Annotated in this window: 22 protein-coding genes and 1 pseudogene; 8 read left to right on the top strand and 15 right to left on the bottom strand. The window is 54.6% G+C overall.

The window, feature by feature from the left end; genetic code table 11:
- Positions 1–77 precede the first annotated feature (77 nt).
- The 3 genes from flgM to ACUTQ5_RS06095 all read left to right on the top strand — a co-directional run bounded on the left by flgM (position 78) and on the right by ACUTQ5_RS06095 (position 1,384).
- Positions 78–404 carry a flagellar biosynthesis anti-sigma factor FlgM gene (gene flgM / locus ACUTQ5_RS06105; RefSeq protein ID WP_445650507.1) on the top strand — a complete coding sequence of 109 codons (327 nt, stop codon included), beginning with the start codon at positions 78–80 and terminating at the stop codon, positions 402–404.
- 46 nt (positions 405–450) lie between these two features.
- On the top strand, positions 451–885 hold the full coding sequence (locus ACUTQ5_RS06100; protein ID WP_445650506.1) for a flagella synthesis protein FlgN: 435 nt from the start codon (positions 451–453) through the stop codon (positions 883–885).
- 196 nt (positions 886–1,081) lie between these two features.
- Positions 1,082–1,384, top strand: coding sequence for a helix-turn-helix domain-containing protein (locus tag ACUTQ5_RS06095; protein ID WP_445650505.1), 303 nt, complete (start codon positions 1,082–1,084; stop codon positions 1,382–1,384).
- 4 nt (positions 1,385–1,388) lie between these two features.
- On the opposite strand, the gene ACUTQ5_RS06090 is transcribed toward ACUTQ5_RS06095, so the two are convergent.
- The 15 genes and pseudogenes from ACUTQ5_RS06090 to flhD form a co-directional block, all read right to left on the bottom strand.
- Positions 1,389–1,793, bottom strand: coding sequence for a flagellar protein FlhE (locus ACUTQ5_RS06090; protein WP_445650504.1), 405 nt, complete (start codon positions 1,791–1,793; stop codon positions 1,389–1,391).
- On the bottom strand, positions 1,793–3,871 hold the full coding sequence (flhA, locus tag ACUTQ5_RS06085; RefSeq protein WP_445650503.1) for a flagellar biosynthesis protein FlhA: 2,079 nt from the start codon (positions 3,869–3,871) through the stop codon (positions 1,793–1,795). Before flhA ends, ACUTQ5_RS06090 begins: the two co-directional genes overlap by 1 nt.
- Positions 3,864–5,015 (bottom strand): flagellar biosynthesis protein FlhB, encoded by a 1,152-nt coding sequence (gene flhB / locus ACUTQ5_RS06080; RefSeq protein ID WP_445650502.1) that lies wholly within the window; start codon positions 5,013–5,015, stop codon positions 3,864–3,866. The genes flhA and flhB overlap by 8 nt, the downstream gene beginning before the upstream one ends.
- 176 nt (positions 5,016–5,191) lie before the next feature.
- Positions 5,192–5,836 carry a protein phosphatase CheZ gene (cheZ, locus tag ACUTQ5_RS06075; RefSeq protein ID WP_445650501.1) on the bottom strand — a complete coding sequence of 215 codons (645 nt, stop codon included), beginning with the start codon at positions 5,834–5,836 and terminating at the stop codon, positions 5,192–5,194.
- An 11-nt stretch (positions 5,837–5,847) separates the two neighbouring features.
- On the bottom strand, positions 5,848–6,237 hold the full coding sequence (cheY, locus tag ACUTQ5_RS06070) for a chemotaxis response regulator CheY (RefSeq protein WP_012145701.1): 390 nt from the start codon (positions 6,235–6,237) through the stop codon (positions 5,848–5,850).
- Between the two features lie 85 nt (positions 6,238–6,322).
- Positions 6,323–7,372 (bottom strand): protein-glutamate methylesterase/protein-glutamine glutaminase, encoded by a 1,050-nt coding sequence (locus ACUTQ5_RS06065; protein WP_445650500.1) that lies wholly within the window; start codon positions 7,370–7,372, stop codon positions 6,323–6,325.
- A complete protein-coding gene (cheR, locus tag ACUTQ5_RS06060; protein WP_445650499.1) occupies positions 7,372–8,244 on the bottom strand; it encodes a protein-glutamate O-methyltransferase CheR in 873 nt (290 codons plus the stop codon). The genes ACUTQ5_RS06065 and cheR overlap by 1 nt, the downstream gene beginning before the upstream one ends.
- 37 nt (positions 8,245–8,281) lie before the next feature.
- Positions 8,282–9,898, bottom strand: coding sequence for a methyl-accepting chemotaxis protein (locus ACUTQ5_RS06055; protein ID WP_445650498.1), 1,617 nt, complete (start codon positions 9,896–9,898; stop codon positions 8,282–8,284).
- A gap of 218 nt (positions 9,899–10,116) precedes the next feature.
- Positions 10,117–11,668, bottom strand: a pseudogene (locus ACUTQ5_RS06050) (methyl-accepting chemotaxis protein); the annotation flags it as partial.
- Between the two features lie 155 nt (positions 11,669–11,823).
- Positions 11,824–12,324, bottom strand: coding sequence for a chemotaxis protein CheW (gene cheW / locus ACUTQ5_RS06045; RefSeq protein WP_012145706.1), 501 nt, complete (start codon positions 12,322–12,324; stop codon positions 11,824–11,826).
- Positions 12,325–12,356: 32 nt separating this feature from the next.
- Positions 12,357–14,330, bottom strand: coding sequence for a chemotaxis protein CheA (gene cheA, locus ACUTQ5_RS06040; protein WP_445650497.1), 1,974 nt, complete (start codon positions 14,328–14,330; stop codon positions 12,357–12,359).
- Between the two features lie 4 nt (positions 14,331–14,334).
- On the bottom strand, positions 14,335–15,300 hold the full coding sequence (motB, locus tag ACUTQ5_RS06035; RefSeq protein ID WP_445650496.1) for a flagellar motor protein MotB: 966 nt from the start codon (positions 15,298–15,300) through the stop codon (positions 14,335–14,337).
- Positions 15,297–16,187 (bottom strand): flagellar motor stator protein MotA, encoded by an 891-nt coding sequence (motA, locus tag ACUTQ5_RS06030; protein WP_445650495.1) that lies wholly within the window; start codon positions 16,185–16,187, stop codon positions 15,297–15,299. Before motA ends, motB begins: the two co-directional genes overlap by 4 nt.
- 158 nt (positions 16,188–16,345) lie before the next feature.
- Positions 16,346–16,927 carry a flagellar transcriptional regulator FlhC gene (flhC, locus tag ACUTQ5_RS06025; RefSeq protein WP_445650494.1) on the bottom strand — a complete coding sequence of 194 codons (582 nt, stop codon included), beginning with the start codon at positions 16,925–16,927 and terminating at the stop codon, positions 16,346–16,348.
- Positions 16,928–16,929: 2 nt separating this feature from the next.
- Positions 16,930–17,280 carry a flagellar transcriptional regulator FlhD gene (gene flhD / locus ACUTQ5_RS06020; RefSeq protein WP_044552100.1) on the bottom strand — a complete coding sequence of 117 codons (351 nt, stop codon included), beginning with the start codon at positions 17,278–17,280 and terminating at the stop codon, positions 16,930–16,932.
- A gap of 1,387 nt (positions 17,281–18,667) precedes the next feature.
- Here flhD and ydgT point away from each other — a divergent pair.
- The 5 genes from ydgT (at position 18,668) to tssJ (ending at position 22,914) form a co-directional block, all read left to right on the top strand.
- On the top strand, positions 18,668–18,883 hold the full coding sequence (ydgT, locus tag ACUTQ5_RS06015) for a transcription modulator YdgT (protein WP_445650493.1): 216 nt from the start codon (positions 18,668–18,670) through the stop codon (positions 18,881–18,883).
- A gap of 152 nt (positions 18,884–19,035) precedes the next feature.
- The gene (uspC, locus tag ACUTQ5_RS06010) at positions 19,036–19,455 is read left to right on the top strand and encodes a universal stress protein UspC (RefSeq protein ID WP_135317048.1); all 420 of its coding nucleotides are present in this window, start codon (positions 19,036–19,038) and stop codon (positions 19,453–19,455) included.
- A gap of 76 nt (positions 19,456–19,531) precedes the next feature.
- Complete coding sequence (locus ACUTQ5_RS06005) at positions 19,532–20,566, top strand: NADP-dependent oxidoreductase (protein ID WP_445650492.1); 1,035 nt, start codon at positions 19,532–19,534, stop codon at positions 20,564–20,566.
- Between the two features lie 1,290 nt (positions 20,567–21,856).
- On the top strand, positions 21,857–22,357 hold the full coding sequence (gene tagV / locus ACUTQ5_RS06000; RefSeq protein WP_445650491.1) for a type VI secretion system accessory protein TagV: 501 nt from the start codon (positions 21,857–21,859) through the stop codon (positions 22,355–22,357).
- 26 nt (positions 22,358–22,383) lie between these two features.
- Positions 22,384–22,914 (top strand): type VI secretion system lipoprotein TssJ, encoded by a 531-nt coding sequence (gene tssJ, locus ACUTQ5_RS05995; protein WP_445650490.1) that lies wholly within the window; start codon positions 22,384–22,386, stop codon positions 22,912–22,914.
- Positions 22,915–22,922: the final 8 nt, after the last annotated feature.

Here is a 22,922-nt window from a genome sequence, read left to right as displayed (position 1 = left end):
CGTATTTTACTGGCCACCAGGGCCACAAAAAGTATCAGCCATTGCCTGTCAAGTGACGGCATTGATGGAGATTGACCATGAGTATCGATCGCACCCAGCGGCTGCAACCCGTTTCCACGGTGCAACCGCGTGAGACACCGGCGGAGAATCAACTTCAGCCACGTAAAGCCGCCCAGACGGAAAGTGCCGTCAGCGGTACCCAGGTAAAATTGAGCGACGCGCAAGCGCGCCTGATGCAACCGGGGACACAGGATATTGATATGAACCGGGTGGACGCCATTAAACAGGCGATCCGCAACGGCGAGCTGAAAATGGATGTCGGTAAAATTGCCGATGCACTGCTGCAGGATGCGCAAGCCGATGCCCAGTGGATGTCGAACGGCAACCCCTCGCCAAAGGTTTGACCGCCAGGTTAAACATCTGGAACTCTTTGAAAGGTGATTTATCGTAATGGAAAATCTGGCGCAACTGATTGATAAGCTGCTGGAAACCCTGCAATCGCTGGATACGGTGCTGACGGAAGAACATCATTTGCTGTGCTCCGGCCAATTGCCGGGCGTGGCATTGCAACGTACTACCGACGCCAAGAGCCAACTGCTGGCTACGGTAAACTATCTGGAACAACAGCGGTTACAGTTGGAAAGTGCGTTGGGGCAACAGGCCCCCTATTCCGCTCACCCACGTCTGGCAGACGCCTGGCAACGGGTGCAGGCGCTCAGCCAATTGCTGCGGGAAAAAAACCAGCATAACGGCCTGCTGCTCAATCAGCAGATCGACCACAACGCCCAGGCTCTGGCGATCCTGAGCAAGCAAAACAAATCGCTGTACGGCCCGGATGGCCAGTCGCGTAACGCCAGCCTGCTAGGCCGAAAAATCGGCGTTTAGATCAACAAAACCTCACCCGGTCACGTCACTGTTTCGCCGGGTGCCTCTCCTCCATTGCGAGACAACCCGCACTTCAATTTCCCCTTTATCCTGCCGGCTGATTTTGTTTTCGTAACACTTCACATACCTGGTATTTCCATCTGTCCTCCCCCATCCCGTTCTCCCACCCTGTACAAGAGGTTGAGGAGACTGACCTATGAGCAAGATCCTTGCTGAAATCCACCAGGAAGTGCAGGAGCTGTATCAGGCCGGATTTATCGATGCTGGCACCATGCGCACCTTCGACATGCTGTGCTTACGCCCGGTCAAAAAATATACGCCAGCGGACATCCGCGCCCTGCGCGAGCGTGAAAACGTCAGCCAGCCGGTGTTTGCCTTGCATCTGAACGTCAGTAAAAAGGCGGTGCAAAAATGGGAACGTGGCGAAGCCGTTCCCAACTCCGCCGCAATGAAGCTACTTTCGCTGGTCGACCGCAACGGTCTGGCGATCCTCGCCTAGACCGTTACTGATAATTGACAATCACCTGATTGCTGATCACCCGCAGCGGCGGGTTCAGGCTGCCGCGCGCCTGCACGTAATAGACAAAACGCAGCTCGGCGTTCGCCGGTTCTCCCTGCAACCCGGTGCTGCTGCCGCTGCCACCGCTCAGCGCAATACAACGGGTCAAAGTACAAAGCTGCGCCTGCATACCGGCCGGTTCGGCGGCCAGCAACCGGTAACGCCAACTGACGCTGGTAATACGCGCATTGGCATTCGGTAACTCGTTGGGTGCACGCAGCCCCGGTGATTCTCCCCGCTCTCCGCCCCGTTCCAGCGTGGCACCTACGCTGTCGGCTACCCAGGAACCAGACGCCGCCTGCAAGCTCAACGGAGCCAACAGGCAGATTACCGCCATACTGTATTTCATTATGCGGCCCCAATGGTCGAGGTCATGCGGATTTGGCGGTCGTCGTTGATTTCCAGATTCGACAGCACCACCAGTTGCGGCAGGCTACGGCGCAGGAAGCGTGCCAGCAAGGCCCGCAGCGCATGGTTCACCAGCAACACCGGCGGCGCACTGAGCATTTCCTGACGCTGCAACGCCTGTTTGGCCTGATCCAGAAGACGGTCCGCCAACCCCGGTTCCAGACCGCCACCGCCCTGCAACGCCTGCAATAACAGACGCTCAAGTTGGGTGTCCAGCCCAATAACCTGAATTTCACCGTTGCCTGGGAACCACTGCTGGGTGATGGCGCGTCCCAACGCGACCCGCACCACAGTCGTCAGTTCATAGGGGTCAGTTTGCGTCGGTGCGTGCTCCGCCAGAGTTTCAATAATGGTGCGCATATCGCGGATCGAAACCCGTTCAGTCAGTAGGTTCTGCAGCACCTTGTGCAGTGTGGTCAGCGTCACCACGCCCGGCACGAAATCTTCGATCAGTTTCGGCATATCCTGCGCTACGCGATCCAACAGCTGCTGCGTTTCCTGTCGACCAAACAGCTCGCTGGCGAATTGACCAATCAGATGATTCAGGTGGGTTGCTACCACGGTACTGGCTTCTACCACGGTAAAGCCCTGGATTTGCGCCTGCTCACGCAGCGCGCTGTCGATCCATACCGCTTCCAGCCCAAATGCCGGGTCGGTGGTTTTATCCCCCGCCAATTCACCTACCGCGTTGCCGGGGTTAATTGCCAGCCAACGTCCAGGCTGCGCTTCGCCGCTGCCGATCTCTACCCCTTTCATCAGGATACGGTAACTGGCAGGCGGTAATTCCAGGTTGTCGCGAATGTGTACCACCGGCGGCAGGTAACCCATCTCCTGCGCGAACTTTTTACGGATCCCCCGGATGCGGCCGAGCAGTTCGCCGTTCTGCTGGAAATCCACCATCGGGATCAATCGGTAACCGACTTCCATCCCCAGCGGATCTTCCAACTGTACGTCGGACCAACTGGCTTCAACGGCCTGCGGGTTGTCCTGGGCTATCGGCGTTTCCTGCTCTTTGGGGGCTTGCTGATCGCGCCCACGCAGCCACCAGGCCAATCCCAACAAAGCGGCGGTGAACAGCAGGAAGACCAGGTTCGGCATCCCTGGCACCATGCCAAGCAGGCCGAGTACTGCAGCACTGAGCAACATGACGCGCGGATTATTGAACAGTTGGCCGACCATTTGTTCGCCAACGTCCTGATCGGTTGCCACGCGGGTCACGATAACGCCGGCCGCGGTCGAAATAACCAATGCCGGGATCTGCGCCACCAAACCGTCACCGATAGTCAGCAAGGTATAGGTTTCCGCCGCCGCGCTCATTTCCATCCCGTGTTGGATCACCCCGACCAGCAGACCACCGACCACGTTTAGTATCATGATCATCAGGCCGGCGACCGCGTCGCCACGAACGAACTTACTGGCACCGTCCATCGAGCCGTAGAAGTCGGCCTCCTGCGTGACTTCAGAACGGCGTTTTTTCGCTTCTTCTTCACCGATCAAGCCGGCGTTGAGATCGGCATCTATCGCCATCTGCTTGCCCGGCATGCCGTCCAGCACAAAACGCGCACCTACTTCGGCGATACGTCCGGCACCCTTGGTGATCACCATAAAGTTGATCAGCACCAGAATGATAAACACCACAATACCGATGGCGAAGTTCCCGCCCACCAGGAAATGGCCGAAGGCTTCCACCACACGCCCGGCCGCGGCGGAACCGGTATGCCCTTCCATCAGGATGATGCGCGTCGAGGCTACGTTGAGCGACAGGCGCAGTAAGGTCGAGAACAGCAAGATGGTGGGGAATGCGGCAAATTCCAGCGTACGCTGGGTAAACATCGCGACCAGCAGCACCATGATCGACAAGGCAATATTGAAGGTGAACAACAGATCGAGGATAAATGCCGGTAACGGCAGTACCATCATCGACAGGATCATCAGAATCAGTATCGGGCCGGCCAATACCTGCCACTGCGTATCTTTAAAACTGCCCGGCAAACGAAGCAAGGCGGCCAAATTAGCCATTAGTGTCACTTTCTCCAGCAAAATCCAGTGCTTCCGGCACCGGTAAACGTTCAGGTTTTTTCGGGATCAGCCCCCCTTCGCGCCGCCAGCGTCTTAGCTGGTAAACCCAGGCCAGAACTTCGGCCACGGCGGCATACAGGGTGGCGGGAATATGTTGTCCAATCTCGCTGTGTCGATACAGCGCACGCGCCAGCGGTGGCGCCTCCAACATCGGGATGCGGTGTTCCATACCCAGTTCGCGGATTCGCAGCGCAATTTCACCGGCCCCCTTGGCCAGCACTTTCGGCGCGCTCATTTTTTTGTCGTTGTACTGCAGTGCGACGGCGTAATGGGTTGGGTTGGTGACGATAACATCGGCCTTCGGCACGTCGGCCATCATGCGCCGCCGGGCTATGGCACGCTGCTGTTGGCGAATACGCCCTTTAACGTGCGGATCGCCTTCCTGGTCCTTGAACTCGTCGCGGATGTCCTGTTTGGTCATCTTCAGCTTTTTGAAGTGGCTCCACAGCTGATAAAACACGTCAAACGCCACCATCGGCGTTAGCGCCAACACCACCAGCAAACCGCAAAAGATGATCATCTGCAGCGCATTCGCAAGCGCGTCGAGCGGCTGTTGCGTCACCAGATGCAGCATCGCCGCCCAGTTGTGCCACAGATATAAACCGGTGACCCAGCCCACCAGCGTCGCCTTCAGGATGCCTTTAAGCAGTTCCGCCAGTACCTGGCTGGAAAAGATCCGTTTCAGACCGGACAGCGGATTCATACGCTTTAAATCGAACTTGAGCGATTTGCCGCTGAGCAGCAGGCCACCGAGCAGCATCGGCGCGGTGATGGCCACCAGCGTCAGCCCCGCCATCACCGGCAACAGCGCCCATACCGCCTGGCGTAACAGCATCCCCAGCTGGCGCAGCATCTGTTTATCATTGCTGACCATGCTGTGATCGAAATTCAGGCCCTGCGTCAGCATCATCGCCAACTGTTGCGACATATTGCCGCCAGCTACCCAGATGATCGATAAGCCCGTCACCAACATCAACACCGACGTCAACTCGCGCGAACGCGGGATCTGGCCATCTTCGCGCGCCTTTTCCACCCGGTGGGGTGTGGGGGCCTCGCTCTTTTCCAGATCGCTGTCTTCAGCCACGGATGCGCTTCCTGTGCCGGGAGAGAATAAAATTGCCGCCAGCATGCCAAAAAATCACGGATGTCATTGATGGAACAGCGGGGAAAAAGGCGGGTTATTTGCTGGATGAGTGAATGGTGAAACGTTAAGACCCTTTCTGATACCTGGGACGCAGCAAAGCCGCGCCCCAGAGAACATCAGAAACCGAGGCTGTCGAGCAGGTCGTCCACCTGCGCCTGGTCGGCGATCACACCGGCACCGTTCTGGTCGAGCTGCGGACCATTGAGCAGGCTGTCGTTCGGCTTTTTCTCTTTCGCTGGCTGTTCAGGAATATTTTCCATCAGCACCATCAGCAACTGCTTTTCAATCTCCTGCACCACGTCCATCATGCGTTTGATCACCTGACCGGTCAGATCCTGGAAGTCCTGCGCCATCATGATTTCCAGCAACTGGGCATTGGTGAATGCCGTATGCTCCGGCACCTGCTCCAGATATTGACGGGTGTCGGTGACCAGTTCGCGCGCATCGTCCAGTTCGATCGGATCGGCGAACCAGTCGTCCCAGCGGCCTTTTAACGCCTTGGCCTCTGATTCCAGCGACGCCTGACGCGGCTGCGCGGCTTCCACACAGTTCAACGCCCGTTCCGCTGCCTGCGCCGTCATGGTGACCACGTAATCCAAACGATCGCGTGCATCCGGGATTGCCTCTGCCGCCTGGGCGATCGCCTGATCAAGCCCCAGTTCGCGCATGCTGTCGCGCAACATGCGCGTCAGTTGGCCAATGCGGGAGATAATTTCTCCCGCGGTTGCCGCATCGCTGGCAGGCATTGGAATGTCTCTCATCGCCTCTCTCCTTACATGCCCAGTTTTTCAAAGATCTTGTTGAGTTTTTCTTCCAGCGTTGCCGCCGTAAAAGGTTTCACCACGTAACCGCTGGCACCGGCCTGCGCCGCCGCGATAATGTTTTCTTTTTTGGCTTCCGCCGTGACCATCAATACCGGCATGCTCGCCAACGCACCGTCGGCACGAATGGTTTGCAACAGCTCCAGGCCGTCCATGTTCGGCATGTTCCAGTCGGAGACCACAAAGTCGAAATCACCGGCACGAAGTTTGTTCAGTGCGTCCGCGCCGTCCTCGGCCTCTTCAACGTTGTTGAATCCCAACTCTTTCAGCAAGTTTCTGACGATGCGACGCATAGTGGAAAAGTCATCGACCACCAGAAACTTGAGGCTCTTGTCTGCCATTTTTATTCCCAACCTTTAAATTATTCAAAACAACGGCCACCTCACGGCAGCCATTAGCGATAGCCCTGTAAAAAAGGGCATTAAATCAAATACGTAATGCCTGACCACCGGCAATTTGCGCCAGCATGCGTTGGCTCATGCGATCCAACTCCACCACTTCGTTGACGCCACCGGTAGCAATCGCCTCGCGCGGCATACCGAATACCACGCAACTGGCTTCGTTCTGCGCCAAGGTATAAGCACCGGCGCGATGCATTTCCAGCATGCCCATTGCGCCGTCATTGCCCATGCCGGTCAGGATCACGCCCACGGCATTGCGTCCGGCGTACTGCGCGACCGAGCGGAACAGCACGTCCACCGAAGGCCGGTGACGGTTGACCGGCGGGCCATCGTGCAGTTTCACCTGGTAATTCGCCCCGCTGCGTGACAATTCCAGATGGCGATCGCCCGGTGCGATATAGGCATGGCCCGGCAGCACCCGCTCGCCGTCTTCGGCCTCTTTCACCGTGATCAGGCACAGCTTGTTCAGTCGTTCGGCAAACGAACGGGTAAAGCCCGGCGGCATATGCTGGGTGATCAATAACGCAGGGCTGGTCGCCGGTAGCGGCTGCAATACCTGGCGGATCGCTTCGGTACCGCCGGTAGAAGCGCCGATGGCGATCAGCTTTTCACTGCTCAACAGCGGTGTATGACTGAGGATCGCCGGGGCTGGGCTAGTGGAACGCTGCGGTAGCCGCGCCTTGGCCGCCGTACGGATTTTCTCGGCAATCAGTTCGCTGTAAGCCAGCATGCCCTCACGAATACCCAACTGCGGTTTGGTTACGAAATCCACCGCACCCAGCTCCAGCGCACGCAGCGTAATTTCTGACCCCTTGCCCGTCAGTGATGACACCATCACCACCGGCATCGGCCGCAGACGCATCAGTTTCTCAAGGAAGTCGAGGCCATCCATGCGCGGCATTTCGACGTCCAGCGTCAGCACCTGGGGGTTAAATTTTTTGATCAGATCGCGTGCGACCAGCGGATCCGGCGCGCTCGCCACCATTTCCATATCGGGGTGACTGTTGACAATCTCGGTCATCAACTGCCGCATCAGGGCCGAGTCGTCCACGCACAATACTCTGATTTTATTCATTACTTCTCCTTGGTCAGGCCATACACGGTCTGCCCACGCAAGTAGAAATCCCGGCTGATCTGGCTGAAGTTCTCTGAGTGGCCGGCAAACATCAGCCCCCCAGGTTTAAGCAAGGGCACGAAGCGACGCAGAATGCGCTCCTGTGTCGCCTTGTCGAAATAGATCATCACGTTGCGGCAGAAAATGGCGTCAAATTGCCCCGGCAGTGCCCATTCGGGTGCCAATAGATTGAGCGACTGAAAATTCACCCGCCCCGCCAGTTCCGGTCGCACCCGAACCAACCCCTGATGCGGCCCGGTGCCGCGTAGGAAATAACGCTGCATCTGTGTCGGCGTCAGGGTACGCAAGTCTTCCTGGCGATAAACCCCCGCTTCGGCCTTTTCCAGGACCTGGGTATCGATGTCGCTGGCCCATACCTGGCAACCAGTGGCACGTTGCCCCAGCACTTCACTGAGCGTGATGGCGATCGAGTAAGGTTCTTCACCGGTCGATGCCGCAGTGCTCCACACGCAATAACCGTTAGGCCGCGATCGCGCATGCTCCGCCAGGATCGGGAAGTGATGCGCTTCGCGGAAAAAAGCCGTCAGGTTGGTGGTCAGCGCATTGATAAACGCCTGCCATTCAGCGCTGTTCGGATCGCTTTCCAATAGCGCCAGATAGTCGCCAAAATCGTTCAGGCCCAACAGTCGCAGACGTCGTACCAAACGGTTGTAAACCATCTCGCGTTTGTGCTCTGCCAGCACGATACCGGCGCGCTGGTAAATAAGCTGGCTGATACGGCGGAAATGTACATCCAGCAACGGCAGGCGCTGTGCCATCTGCGTCAATAAGGTCGCTGGGTCCCGGTTAGGGGCTGAGAGTGCCGGCTTCATACCATCTCACTCAAAAAAAACGGGCTGCTTATACGGTTTAACAATCTGGGGCTTCCTTTTCCACGGGTGAAAGTGCGTTTTGAGCGTTGGCCGGGGCGGTGAAGTTATCGTCCACGAGGCGGAATACCGCTACCGCGTCGGCCAGGGTAATTGCCTGTTCCTCCAGCGCGACGGCCGCCGAGGCCGCTTCCTCCACCAATGCGGCGTTTTGTTGTGTGACCTGATCCATCTGGGTTACCGCCTGCGTCACCTGTTCAATACCGCGGCTCTGCTCATCAGAGGCCGAGGCGATCTCCCCCATAATGTCGTTAACCCGGGTGACCGAACGCACGATGTCCTGCATGGTGGCACCGGAGTTTTCCACCAGCACCGACCCTTGCTTGACACGGCTGACCGATTCGTCGATCAGCCCTTTGATTTCTTTCGCCGCCTGTGCGCTGCGCTGTGCCAGGTTGCGTACTTCACCGGCCACCACCGCAAAACCTCTGCCCTGCTCACCGGCGCGCGCCGCTTCTACCGCTGCATTCAGCGCCAGAATATTGGTCTGGAAAGCAATGCCGTCGATCACGCTGGTAATGGCGCCAATCTTCTGCGAACTGTTGGCGATGTCATGCATGGTAGTGACCACGTCGCCCGCCAGCTCGCCGCCTTTGGCCGCCGTGGTGGAAGCATCACGCGCTAGTTGTGAAGCCTGGCGTGCGTTATCGGCGTTCTGTTTCACCGTGGCAGTCAGTTGCTCCATGCTGGCAGCGGTTTCCTCCAGCGAGGCGGCCTGTTGCTCGGTACGGGAAGAGAGATCGTTATTGCCCTCGGAAATGTCCTGCAGGCCGATCAGGATCGACTCCGCCCCGTCGCGCACCGCACCCACGGTGCCGATCAGCGACTGCTGCATGCGCTGCAGACTGGCGAACAATTGGCCGATTTCGTTACGGCCGTACACCTGGATCGGCGTCGCCAGATCGCCGGCGGCAATGCGGTCAAAATGACTGCGCATGATATCCAGCGGTCTTACCAACATGTTACGCAACCACCACAAGACGCTACCGGTGACCACAATCAGCATCAGTACCGTACCGGCCACCAGCCAGCCGGACAGGGTAAAGGAGCGCTGATTCGCCGCATTGGCTTCGCTGACATTGGCGCTCACCAGTTGCAGGTACTGGACAAAATCGGCTTCAAACTGGTCCTGGGTTTTCTGCGTCGGCTGGTCCATAAACGCCTGCAGGTTATCGTTCTCCAGGAAGCCAATCAGCTCACGCAAGGTGTTGCGCAGCCGGTCATAGCTGGCCTTGGTGGTTACCGTCAGCTGTTGTTCCTGTTCGCTGTTACGCGGTATCGCCAGGAACTGGTTGAAATAGAGATCGGCTTTTTGCAGCGAACTACGCGCGTTGCCCATCAGCGCATTGACTTGATCCTGCGGCAGCTTGAGCGCCGCACGGGTTCCGGCGCGGTTGAGCGTATTGCGAGCCTGTAACAGCGATACCCAGCTCAGGCTGAGGGCATCGCGCTGCTGGCTGCCGAGGGTGATCAGATTCAGGTTGTGGTTATCGGAACGAAAAGCGGTGTACGACAAGCCGCTGGTGGCCAACTGCATAACACAAAAAGTCATCAACAACAGAAACAGACTGGTAGAGACGCGGATTCGGTTAAACACTGTGAACCTCCTTGCAGCCGGCCGGTGGCCAGCTCAGATTTCTGGCAAAGCAGACGGGGATTCGGCCTCCTCCCGAACAGCAAGGAGGCCCAATACCGGTTAGAACGTTTCCCAGTTATCCTGCGGATCGCTGGCGTTAATTTTTTTATGATTGAGTTCCGGAGTGACTGTTGCCTTGCTGCTGGCGGACATTTTGAATTCGTCCTGGCCTGCCGCTTTTAAGCGGAACACCGCCACCGACTGGGTCAGCATGCTGGCCTGCTCTTCCAGCGCGGCGGCCGCAGAGGCGGACTCTTCCACCAACGAGGCGTTCTGCTGGGTGACGCGGTCCATTTCCGCCACCGCCTGGCCGACCTGATCGATACCACGGCTTTGTTCGTCGGACGCCGAGGCGATCTCACCCATGATGTCGGTAACGCGGGTGACGGCATTGACGATATCGCCCATGGTTTCACCGGCACTTTCTACCAGTACCGAGCCCATATCGACGCGATTGACGGAATCTTCGATCAATCCTTTGATTTCCTTCGCCGCCTGGGCACTACGCTGTGCCAGATTGCGCACTTCGCCAGCGACCACCGCAAAACCACGCCCCTGTTCACCGGCGCGTGCCGCTTCTACCGCCGCGTTCAATGCCAGGATGTTGGTCTGGAAGGCAATACCGTCGATCACGCCGGTAATGTCGGCAATTTTCTGCGAACTGCCGGCGATGTCATGCATGGTTTGCACCACATTGGCCACCACCTTGCCGCCTTTTTGTGCGGTTTCGGAGGCGCTCAACGCCAGTTGGCTGGCCTGACGGGCATTTTCGGCGTTCTGTTTCACCGTGGCGGTCAGTTGCTCCATGCTGGCAGCGGTTTCCTCCAGTGAGGCGGCCTGCTGTTCGGTACGTGAAGAGAGATCGTTGTTGCCGGCGGCAATTTCAGATGCACCGCTATAAATAGCGTCGGCCCCCTGACGCACGCCGCTAACGGTGTCGATCAGTTCGTTTTGCATATGCTTGAGGCTGGCGGCCAGTACGCCCATTTCATTGCGGCTGGTCACGGCGATCGACTGAGTCAAATCGCCGGCGGCAATCATTTTGATGTGTTCAATCATGCGGTTCAGCGGACGTACCAGAATGTGGTGAATGCCACTCCACACCAATACAATCACCGCCAGCACCACCAACAGCACCACCGCCAGCGTCCAGATTGCGAAGCTGAACGAGTTGTTGCTGTCTTCCACCGCGCTTTGGTAAAGCTTGTCGTTTTGCGCCAGGTAGGTGGTGTAGATGTCTTCGAACGCGTTCTGATAGCTTTGCGTCGGCTGGTCAAAGAAGGCGTTGATCTTTCCTTCGCCCAGCAGTTGAACCAACTCGGACAACGCGCCGTGCAAAATACCGTATTGCTGTTTGAGTTTTTCGGCAGACTGCGCGTCCTGGCGAGGATTTAGAGGGATTTTGTCATAAGCGGCATAATGTTGTTCCGCCACCAGCAGGTTGTTCTTGGCCCCAGCCAACAGTTCAGTAACGCTGGCGCCGCTGCCAATATTATTGCTATCCATCATGTGGCGGATACCGGCACGGTTCAGCGTGTTGCGCGCCTGCAGCAGGTTGACCCAGCTTTCGTTCAGCTCGGACTGTTGCTGACGAATGCTCTGCAATACGGTGACGTTTTCTTTGTCATTCTTCAGTGAGGAAAAGAAGAGCCCGCCTGAAACCAGCTGCAAGGCGCCAAATAACACCAGCACCAGTAACAGGCTGGTGACCACCTTCATACGATTAAACATTTTTTCCCTTGATAGACGCCCGCGCGGACAGGCCCTGATTACGTTGATTGACAGAGTTATCGGCGCGGTGGGGAAGAACTTTATGTGGGGAGGTAACTATTTTTATGTAGGTTTCAGGGCGCAGCATGCAGCGCCCCTACAGAGGGTTCGACAGATCAGGCGCTTTTTGCCACGCTGTCGACCAGGGACATCTCTTCGCTGCTCAGCAGCTTTTCGATATCCACCAGGATCAACATACGGTCACCCAGCGAACCCAAGCCGGTCAGGTATTCGGTCGCCAGTGTCACGGCAAACTCCGGTGCCGGACGGATCTGCTCGGTGGTCAGCGACAGCACGTCGGATACACCGTCAACCACGATACCCACCACCCGTTGACCAAAGTTCAGCACGATCACCACGGTGTTTTCATCGTAAGACACATCCTGCTGAGCAAACTTCACCCGCAGGTCGATAATCGGCACAATCACGCCGCGCAGGTTGGTGACGCCCTTGATAAAGGCCGGCGTATTGGCGATGCGGGTCACCTGATCGTATCCACGGATCTCCTGCACCTTGAGGATATCAATGCCATATTCCTCATTGCCCAAGGTAAAAATCAGGAATTCTTGCCCTACCGTTTCGCCAGCCAGTTTGCTGACGGTTGCCAGTCCTGCCATGTCATTCACCCTTCAAATCAATAGATTAATTATTATGCGGCCACGCCGGTCTGACGCTGTTCACGGTTCAGCGTTTGCAGCGCCGAGACATCGACAATCAGCGCCACGCTGCCATCACCGAGAATAGTGGCGGCGGAAATACCCGGCACTTTGCGATAGTTGCTTTCCAAATTCTTTACCACTACCTGATGCTGACCGACCAATTGATCGACCAGCAACGCATAGCGACGACCGGCACTTTGCAGGATCACCACAATGCCCTGGGTGGCATCGGTTTTGGCGCCGGCCACTTCGAACACCCGGAACAGCTCCACCAGCGGCAGATATTCACCGCGCACCTGCAACACCCGCTCGCCACCGGCCAATGGATGCAGATCTTCGGCCTGCGGCTGCAAGGATTCCATCACCGCGTTGAGCGGCAGGATAAACACTTCGTCGTTCACCTTGACCGACATACCGTCTAGGATCGCCAGCGTCAACGGCAGCAAAATGCGGATCGCGGTACCCTTGCCTGCCTGCGAATGGATTTCTACATGCCCACCCATCTCCTGAATATTTCGCTTCACCACGTCCATGCCGACGCCGCGACCGGACACATCGGTGACCTGTTCGGCAGTGGAGAATCCCGGCGCAAAGATCAACATGCCGACGTCTTCATCGCTCATGCTGTCACTGACGGCCAGCCCCTGCGAGGCCGCCTTGGCGAGAATTTTCTCACGGTTCAGACCGGCGCCGTCGTCGGTCACCTCGATGCAGATATTGCCGCCCTGATGTTCCGCCGACAGGATCAGATTACCCACCGCCGATTTCCCGGCAGCGACACGCGTATCGGGATCTTCAATGCCGTGATCCAGACTGTTGCGCACCAGGTGGGTCAAGGGGTCGATAATCCGTTCGATCAGGCTTTTATCCAGTTCGGTAGAACTGCCCTGCAGTTGCAACTCCACCTGTTTATTCAATTTGCCGGCCAGATCGCGCACCAACCGCGGGAAGCGGCTGAACACGTACTCCATCGGCATCATGCGGATCGACATCACCGACTCTTGCAGGTCGCGCGCGTTGCGTTCCAACTGGCTCATGCTGTTGAGCAGGTCACCATGATTCACCGGGTCCAGGCTGTCCGAACGCTGCGCCAGCATCGATTGGGTGATCACCAGTTCACCGACCAGGTTGATCAATTGGTCCACCTTCTCTACCGCTACGCGGATGCTGGTGGATTCACTGGCTTTGGCCCGTGGTTTGGCAGCTTCGACAGCCGCAGGGGCCGGTTTGACCACCGGCGCTACCGCGGCGGCAGGCGCTGACGGTGCGGGTGCGACTGGAGCGACTTCGGCCTGCGGCGGTGTGGCGAAGCTGATTTGCTCCGGCTCCAGCACAAAACAGAGTACCGCGCTGATGTCATCTTCGCTGGCGGAGGTCAGCAGCGTCACTTCCAGGCTGTTTTCGGTCTGCTGCGGGTTTTTCACCTCACCCAGATTCCCCAGCTCTTCGAGCATCAGCGGGACTTCGCTGGGCTTGAGGCCACTTAGGCAAATTCGCATCCCGCCTTCAATAGCCGCAGGGACCGCGACGGCATGTTCCGTGGCCGGATGCGCTGCGGGGGCATCCTGTTGCTGCGCGTCCAACGCCAGCTGCCGCAACGCCTGGCAGATGTATTCAAAGCTGTCGGCGTCAGGTTTTTGCGACGTTTTATAGGCGTCCAGTTGCTCCTGCATAATGTCTTTGGTTTCCAGAAACAGGTTGATAATCTCAGTGCTCAGGCTCATTTCCTGACGCCGCGCACCATCGAGCAGGTTCTCCAGCAAATGGGTGGTTTCCTGCAGTACCGTAAAACCAAAGGTAGCCGCACCACCTTTGATGGAATGCGCTGCGCGGAAAATGGCGTTCAGCGGCTCAATGTCCGGCGCCAGCGGATCCAACTCCAGCAGGTGTTGCTCCATATCGGCCAGCAACTCGTCTGCTTCATCAAAAAAGGTCTGATAAAACGCACTAATATCCATGCTCACGGGATCACCTCTGCTGTGAGTCGCTGTTAGTCGGTACAGGGTCAGCCGCCGGCTGCTCCGGTGCAATGAGGGTGGCCGGAGCCGTCGCCGCTGGGACCAGCGACTTTAGCTCGGCCGGCTGAGCGACATCCATCGCATTGCTTTCGCCATTTTCGTGTTCAATGCCCTGCTGGGTTTGCTTGTTCAGCACCAGCACGGTGATGCGGCGGTTGATGGCATCATCGGCACCGTGTTGTTTCAGACTCATGGTGGCAGCCATGCCCACCACCCGCAGCACCTTCCCTTCCGACAGTCCACCGGCGATCAGCTCACGCCGTGAAGCATTGGCGCGATCGGCCGAAAGCTCCCAGTTGCTGTAACCCCGCTCACCCGTGGCATAAGGAATGTCGTCGGTGTGGCCGGACAGGCTAATTTTATTCGGCAGATCATTGAGGATCGGGGCAATCGCCCGCAGGATGTCACGCATATAACTTTCAACCTGCGCACTGCCGGTTTTGAACATTGGGCGATTCTGGCTATCGATGATCTGAATGCGCAGACCTTCATCCATCATGTTGATCAGCAGATGCGGGCGCAGCGCTTTCAACCGCGGATCGGACTCAATCAGCTCATCGAGCTTTTCCCGCAGCTTGTTCAACCGCAGTTCCTCGTCGCGTTTCTCCAGCGTATCAATCTGCCTTTTCACCAGTCCGTCCTGCTGAGTCGGGTCATCGCCACCGCCGGGGATCGGGCTGCTTTCAGAGCTGCTCTTGTCGCCGCTGGTCAGTGCCACTTTTAACGGTGTGCGAAAATATTCGGCAATTTGCGTGAGCTCCTGCGGGCTGGCGATAGCCAGCAGCCACATCACCAGGAAAAACGCCATCATCGCCGTCATAAAATCGGCGTAAGCAATCTTCCAGGAGCCGCCGTGATGGCCGGCCTGGTGCGACTTGCGTTTTCTGACCAAAACAACCGGGTGATTCTGCTTCATGCCTGTTCTTCTTCCGTCGCCTGCTGTGCCGGCGCTTTCACACTGCGCACATGTTCTTCCAGTTCGACGAAGGACGGACGCTCGGTGGTGTACAAGGTTTTACGGCCGAATTCGACGGCAATCTGCGGTGCGTAACCATTGAGGCTGGACAGTAAAGTGACCTTGATGCACTGCATCATTTTGACGTTTTCTGCACTTTTCTGACGCAGCAGGGTGGCCAACGGCGAGATAAAACCGTAGGCCAGTAAAATACCGAGGAAAGTGCCGACCATGGCGTTGGCGATCAGTGCCCCCAGCTCGGCTGCCGGGCGATCGGCCGAGGCCAGCGCATGTACTACCCCCATCACCGCCGCCACAATACCGAAGGCCGGCAACGAGTCACCGACCATCGCCAGGCTGCCTGCCGGGACTTCGCTTTCCTGCTCAAAGGTTTCGATCTCTTCGTCCATCAACGCTTCGATCTCAAACGCATTCATGTTGCCGCTCACCATCAGCCGTAAATAATCGGTAATAAACTCTACGAGGGTGTTATCGGCAAGAATGCGCGGATAATTAGAGAAAATTTCACTTTCTTGCGGATTATCAATATCGAATTCGAGGGACAGCATGCCCTGCTGACGAGATTTAGCCAGCAGCAGGAAGAGCAGCGCCATCAGGTCCATGTATAAATCTTTACTGTATTTCGAACGACGCATCAGCTTGGGGATGGCACGCAGCGTGGATTTTATCGCCTTACCATTGTTGCCGACGATAAAAGCGCCGATACCCGCGCCGCCGATAATCAAAAATTCTGCCGGCTGATAAAGCGCGCCCAGATGGCCCCCCACAATCAGGTAGCCCCCAAAGACCGTACCCAATACCACGAGATAACCCAAAATAACTAGCACACGCATTCCTTAAATTAACAATGTGGATGGAAGGTGGGATAAGCGCGTGTTTGAGACGCACCGACGCAGCAGTCTGGGCTGCGTCGATGGGTTCGGTATGCCGAACCTTGCGTGTCACAAATCGATTTAAGTCTGGATAAACCGGCGCTGTCGCCGGCTCAAATCACGCGTTTAACCTGCTCGTCCAGCAATTGAGGAATAATATCGGCCAGTTGCGGAGAAAGTTTACGTCTTTTTACTGCGCGGGATGGGGGCTGGCATAAACTGCATACAAAACTGTTCAACGGCTGGTGCGCGTGGGTGATGAAAGTGCCGCCGCAGCAGTTGCAGGCAGAGAGCTGCAGCATGCTGCTATCGACGAAACGCACCAGCGTCCACGCGCGGGTCAGCGCCAATAACGGTGCCTCTCCCGGTTGGTGTGGACACTGTTCCAAATACAAACGATAGGCTTTAATCACCGCCTCAACGCCAGTGCAGTGCCCACTCTTCATCAGGAAGCTGTAAGCGTTATAAAACATCGATGAATGGATGTTCTGTTCCCAGGTCATAAACCAGTCGGTCGAGAACGGCAACATCCCTTTCGGCGGCGGACTGCCCCGCAATTCTTTATACAGTTTGATCAAACGCCCGCGGCTGAGCTGAGTTTCGCTTTCCAGCATCTGCAAACGGGCACCCAGCGTAATCAGCTCCATTGCCAGCTGAATATCCTTGGCTTCCTGAACAATACTTTTCTCTGTCATCTTCAAGCTCTTTTCTTCGTTGCACTACCGTCTTTAGCCGATAGTTCTTGCAGTAAGTGGCTTGATAGCAAAATGCCGGTATGGATTTGCTGCAGATCGTCCACGCGCGATTCTTTCGTCAGGCGCTCGATCGTCTGGTGATCGTTAAAACGGAAATGGCAGACCAGTTGGTTGGTCTCAGCCAGTTTAACCATTTGTGGCAACGTAAGTTGAGCAAGCGCATCAGCCATGGTCTCGTCGATCCCCAGACGGAACATTGCCGATGCTTTTTCATCATTAATCAGACGCTGTGCTAAAAGTAAATATGACAAATTGATGTCATAAATATGCTTAAGTAATTCAGACGTACCCATATTCCCCATCCCGACAGACTATGTTTAAAAACATACGCTGGGTGATAATTTTTATCGCCCGTGACCTGGGTTTGTTCCCTACGTTGGCAAATGAATCCCTGAATAACGACCGTTATAAATTTATCAACATCACTAATTTCGAACCGTCATTCAGTATTTGATACGTGCGTAAACCTACGTGTATGGATGTACAGCATTTTGCTTCAGCAGCGTGTAATCACTGTGAAACTATTTTTACAAAGTTAATAAGATTATTCCTAATGCAGCGCAACTCTACCCCCGAACCGTTAGCACACACAATGTAAGTGATAGGCAATTTTAAACACAATGTGACATACATCACAAATATAAAAAATAATTAAGCCAAATATCTCAATCTCCGCCTATTTTTTAACCTTGAGATTGACTAAAAAACAACCGCAAGTAAAAAAACGTCTTAAAAGCAATGCATACAAGCCAAAAAATCATCTTTTTTAGATCAATTCGAACAAAAGCATTACCAAACTAAAATAACAGAACAAAAATCTGCTCGTAGTCGATAAAGACAGTATAAATAACCATTAAATAAGTCATGAACTATCCACCTTGAAAAGTAACGTGTGTAAACTATATGGTTATGAGGTTTCGGATTTGACTTAAAATCGGCGTCGTTGGTTGTTTTAATTTTCATCTATTGTTCTTATTTGGTTAACAATAACTCGCTTAAATTGTGAACAATAAAATAGACGTAACTATATATTTCCAGGCTGAGAAAATGAAAGCGGCAGGTTTCGATATTTTTTCGTAAAAATTATCTTAGAACGTTTTATCGGCAATATTGATTTAAAACTTAATTGTTTTTTATCAAAATTAAAAATGACTAAAGCTTGGCTTATATTTATCAATCAATAGAGGTCACTATCACTCTTATAAATCATAATGCAGTTTCGTTTTATTTTATACCCGCGTTTCATCTAGGCCCTGTGGATTTGAAGTGACCACCAGACGGCCAGTCCATCCGTTTTGCCCTGGGTCGGGTATACCGCATGCAACATAATCGCTTACGTAAAGGCAAGATCCCAAGGCTTGATTTCGGGATCTTGGGCCTCCACGCCGCAGCAGGCAGTGGTCAGGGAAAATCCCCAGCTTCGAGCCACCTGGATTGATCGGCCCTGAAAATTTCCCTATTTTGCATGCCGAATGACAGCCAGGCATTGCCGACAATCCACGGGCATATTATTATTCGCCATGCAGGGCCACCTTGCACTCAGCCATTTATTACCGTATTGAAATTTATTTATTTGAAATTAATTTTTCAGGTCACACATCACACTCTTTTGCTACTGGCATGATGACAGGGTGATGTTTCTTCGTCCGACTACAACTATTAACAGGTTATATTTTAATCATGACTGATACCCTGGATTACCTGATGACATTCCGGAAATGCACCAGCCTGGACAGCGTAGAGAAAGTGTACGACAAGCTTAACTACTCCCTTGATAATGATATTGAAATCAGCAACATGTATCGTGCTGCCGATCATCGTCGGGCAGAGCTGGTTGCCGGGAAACTGTTCGATTTGGGCAAGATACCCAAAACGCTGTGGGCGCAGGTGCTATAATTTTCTTTAATTACACGCGCGTGCCTGTTTATCATTTATTGCTAAATAACGGCAATGCCCCATGATTTATTGACGCGCGTGATACAAAACACATTTATTAGTTTCGCCAGGCTCTACTCTTTTACCTTAACGACAGGAAACAGGAGCGGAAGATGGGATATCAAAACGTTTTGGTTACCGTCGCCGTGGCGGCAGACAGCCATCGCCTGGTTGAAAAAGCCGTCTCCATCGTGCGCCCCTACAACGGCAAAATTACCCTGCTGAGCATGATCGCCAATCCAGAAATGTACAATAACTTCGCCGGGCCGATGTTGGGCGATCTGCGTGCCTTAATGGAGGAAGAAACGCTGCTGTTTATGGAAGAATTACGGCTGCGGGCCGATTATCCAATAGCCGATACGTTGATCGTCCACGGCGAGTTGGGGGATAGCCTTAACTACGCCAGCCGTCAGCAACCTTTTGATCTGGTGGTTTGCGGCAATCATAGCGACAGCATGATGAACAAGGTTTCCTGCTCTGCAGCACGCTTTATCAATACCAGCCATATCGACGTACTGATCATTCCTCTTTAACGCTGAGCACATTCGGTTATTTGCTCTGGTTAATGATTGACTAGACTTGGGATCCTATCCTCATAAGGAATGTCTGATGTCCCAGTCTATGCAACACAACCGCCGTTTTTTACTTGCCTCACGCCCGCATGGTGAGCCTACCGCAGACAATTTCCGCCTGGAAAAAGTAGCGACACCGCAACCTGCTGCAGGCCAGTTGCTGTTACGCACTGTCTATCTGTCACTGGATCCCTACATGCGCGGCCGGATGAGCGATGCCCCTTCTTACGCGCCACCTGTAGAGATCGGTGACGTGATGGTTGGCGGCACGGTATCGCGTGTTGTTGCGTCACAGCATCCTGACTTCAAACCCGGTGACTGGGTGTTGGGCTACGACGGTTGGCAGGATTATGCTTTATCTGACGGCAGCGGCTTGCGTAATCTTGGCCCGGATCAGAAACACCCTTCCCGCCTGCTCGGCGTCTTGGGCATGCCGGGCTTCACCGCCTATATGGGTCTGTTGGATATTGGTCAGCCAAAACCCGGTGAAACCCTGGTGGTAGCCGCCGCCAGTGGCGCTGTCGGTTCCGTCGTCGGGCAGGTCGCCAAACTGAAAGGTTGTCGCGTGGTCGGTGTGGCCGGCGGTAAAGAAAAATGCCGCTATGCCGTAGAAGAGCTGGGCTTCGACGCCTGTGTCGATCACCGGGCCCCTGATTTCGCCCAGCAACTGGCTGCCGCCTGCCCGCAAGGTATCGACATTTACTACGAGAACGTCGGCGGTGCAGTGTTTGATGCGGTGATCCCGCTGCTCAATACCCAGGCACGAATTCCGGTATGCGGCATTATCGCCCACTACAACGCCACCGCATTGCCTGCCGGCCCGGATCGCCTGCCGATGATGCAGGGGTTGATCCTGCGTAAACGCATCCGCATGCAGGGCTTCATTATTTTTGATGACTATGCAGAAGGCTTTGGCGAATTCCTGCAGCAGATGGGCGAGTGGGTCGAGCAAGGAAAAATCAAATTCCGTGAAGATCTGGTCGACGGACTGGAGAATGCTCCACAGGCGTTCATCGGCCTATTACAAGGCAAGAACTTCGGCAAGCTGGTGATCCGCGTCGGCGACGAGTAACACTAAAATCGGCAAGGGTCGAACATAGCTTCGACCCGATTTAATCCATTGATTAGGCTCGCGGGCGCAGCATGCGACGCCCCTACCATGAAACACTGAACACTTTACCAACAGGTTAAACGCGACCCTGCGCTCGCGTGGTTATACGGTACCCTCGGTCAACTCAATCTTCCCCCTTTTCACCGTTATTCATCCATTCTGCTGCGCTAACAGCCATGCCAATCCCCTTGTGCAGGTGGCTTTGCACCCAGACAAATAGGAATACTCCTAAATTACATTCTCGCCATTTATATATTTAATCATCTTAATCCTTCAAATGGTAAGTACATAAAACAGCCTGTCACTTTGTTTTTGTTAAAAAAAGGTTGTTATTTAAGTGAATTGGCTAAAGTGTTACAAAATTATTTCATGGTATTACCAATGATCCATAAAATTAAAAAGAAAAAACAATCAATTCGCAACACTATGTTTTATATGAATTAAATAAAAAAAGCTGAGTAAGCTAACGAATTAAGCATTGATCCGGAAGGTTATTTTGCAAATTTTCAGGGCTATTGTAGACTGCAGATTCTCTGAATATATGTAAAGTTTGTTAATTTTTTCGTCAGGCCATGTCTCAAATCGTGACAGATACGCTATCGGGATCGCGCGTCAATTCTCGTGCGGTAGCTATGCCTAAAGCCATTAAAAGCACGAAATTATCTTATCATTGCCTGGTTATTCTCATCCGTTTAACAATGGTTTAAACATCTTCTGATACGAGAATTTCGCTGGCGCTTTTGAGTCTTGAAAACCTGACCACCACCGCGACAAAACCACGACGTACAAGCAGCCACCAGCATCAAGATTGTGAAGTAACCTGATATCTATTAAACCGGAAAACGGGATTGTTTTTGAGCGATGCAGTCAGCTGTTCGCTGATATTTACAGGAAGCCTGACACACACAATGAAACTCATAAAAATATTGCGTCCAAGCGTACCTTATCGTTTTTGCCACCGGCAGGAACAACATCACCCGGATGTCTCCATTTTGGTGCTAACCGATATGGGAGTTTCCCCGCGTCTGCGCCCAGAGGCTGAAATACGGCTCCTCGCCGGTGAGGAGCTACGGCTTAATAGTGGCCCCCTCATCTCGTCATTCTCAAAGCCAAACTCCATCTGCAAAACTCCACGACTGCGTTGAGCACGCCCCCCCCAGTCGGTCAGAGATATTGCTGTTTGTCCCCTGAAATAGACGTTTTTATTACACAGCCCTTCATTTCTGCTCATAAAAAGATCAAGAGGAAATTGTGAAAACACGGATTACTCTAACGCTGCTAGCCGCCCTGACGCTCGCCGGTTGTTCCACCCCGCCACCACCGCCGCCGGCTCTTGATATCAACGCCCTGATCAGCAGCGAAGTGGATGGCGTCAAGCTTCAGCACCGCGCAGCCATCCAGGCCCCGCAACAGTTCAAACCCATCGGCAAGGAATACCGCAGCCTGTACGCGGCCAGCATCATGAGTAGCCCGGGTTACAACGGCAGCGCCATCGGCAGTCTGGACAATGCCGCCGTTTTCTATGTGCTGGGGGAAGTAGAAAATCATTGGCTGGCGATCACAGAAGCCAAGGGTGGAAACCTGATGGGCTACATCCAGACCAACGCCGGCGTGCCGGTTTCACGTTACAAATCAACACTGCGTAAAGATTTACCACGTCGTAATCGCGCGACCCGGCAGGACTGCGTGAAAGTCGGCGGTGACAGCAAAGCCTGTAAAGACAGCGGCTCTGCTACCTGGATCCTCCAGTAGTTTCTCCCTGGTTGACGAGACTCACCATGATAACAACACCCAACACCTCCGGCTGGTGCGGGATAGTGTTCCTGCTAATGGGCGCATTGCTGCTCAACGGCTGCATGTCCTCTGCCAAGAGCGTGCCTTCGCGTTATAGCCTGGTCTTCGAGGCCGACAGCCAGGTGAACGCCGCGGCTGGCCAACGGCCGGCACCGATAAAAATTCGTGTACTGTTGCTACGTTCCGATGCCGAATTTATGGACGCCGACTTCTTCAGCCTGCAGAGCGATGCCAAAAGCGTGCTTGGCAACAGCCTGCTGGACAGCGACCAGTTCTTCCTGACGCCAGGCCAGAGAGGAAAAAAACTCGGTGGCCAAAGCACACTGGAAACCCGCTATATCGGCATCATCGCCGAATACCAGAACCTCGATGGCAAAGCATGGCGCATTTCACTGCCGCTGCCGGAACCGACCGAAACCAATTTCTACAAGGTGTGGCAATTCTCGCCGGATGAGCTGGAAGCCCGCATTGTGGCAGGCATTAATGGCCTGCACTCAGTGAAAGATCCCGACTGACCCGCCGC

Source organism: Serratia sp. NA_112.1 (assembly GCF_052691715.1).
This window is presented reverse-complemented; position numbering and strand designations above follow the sequence as displayed.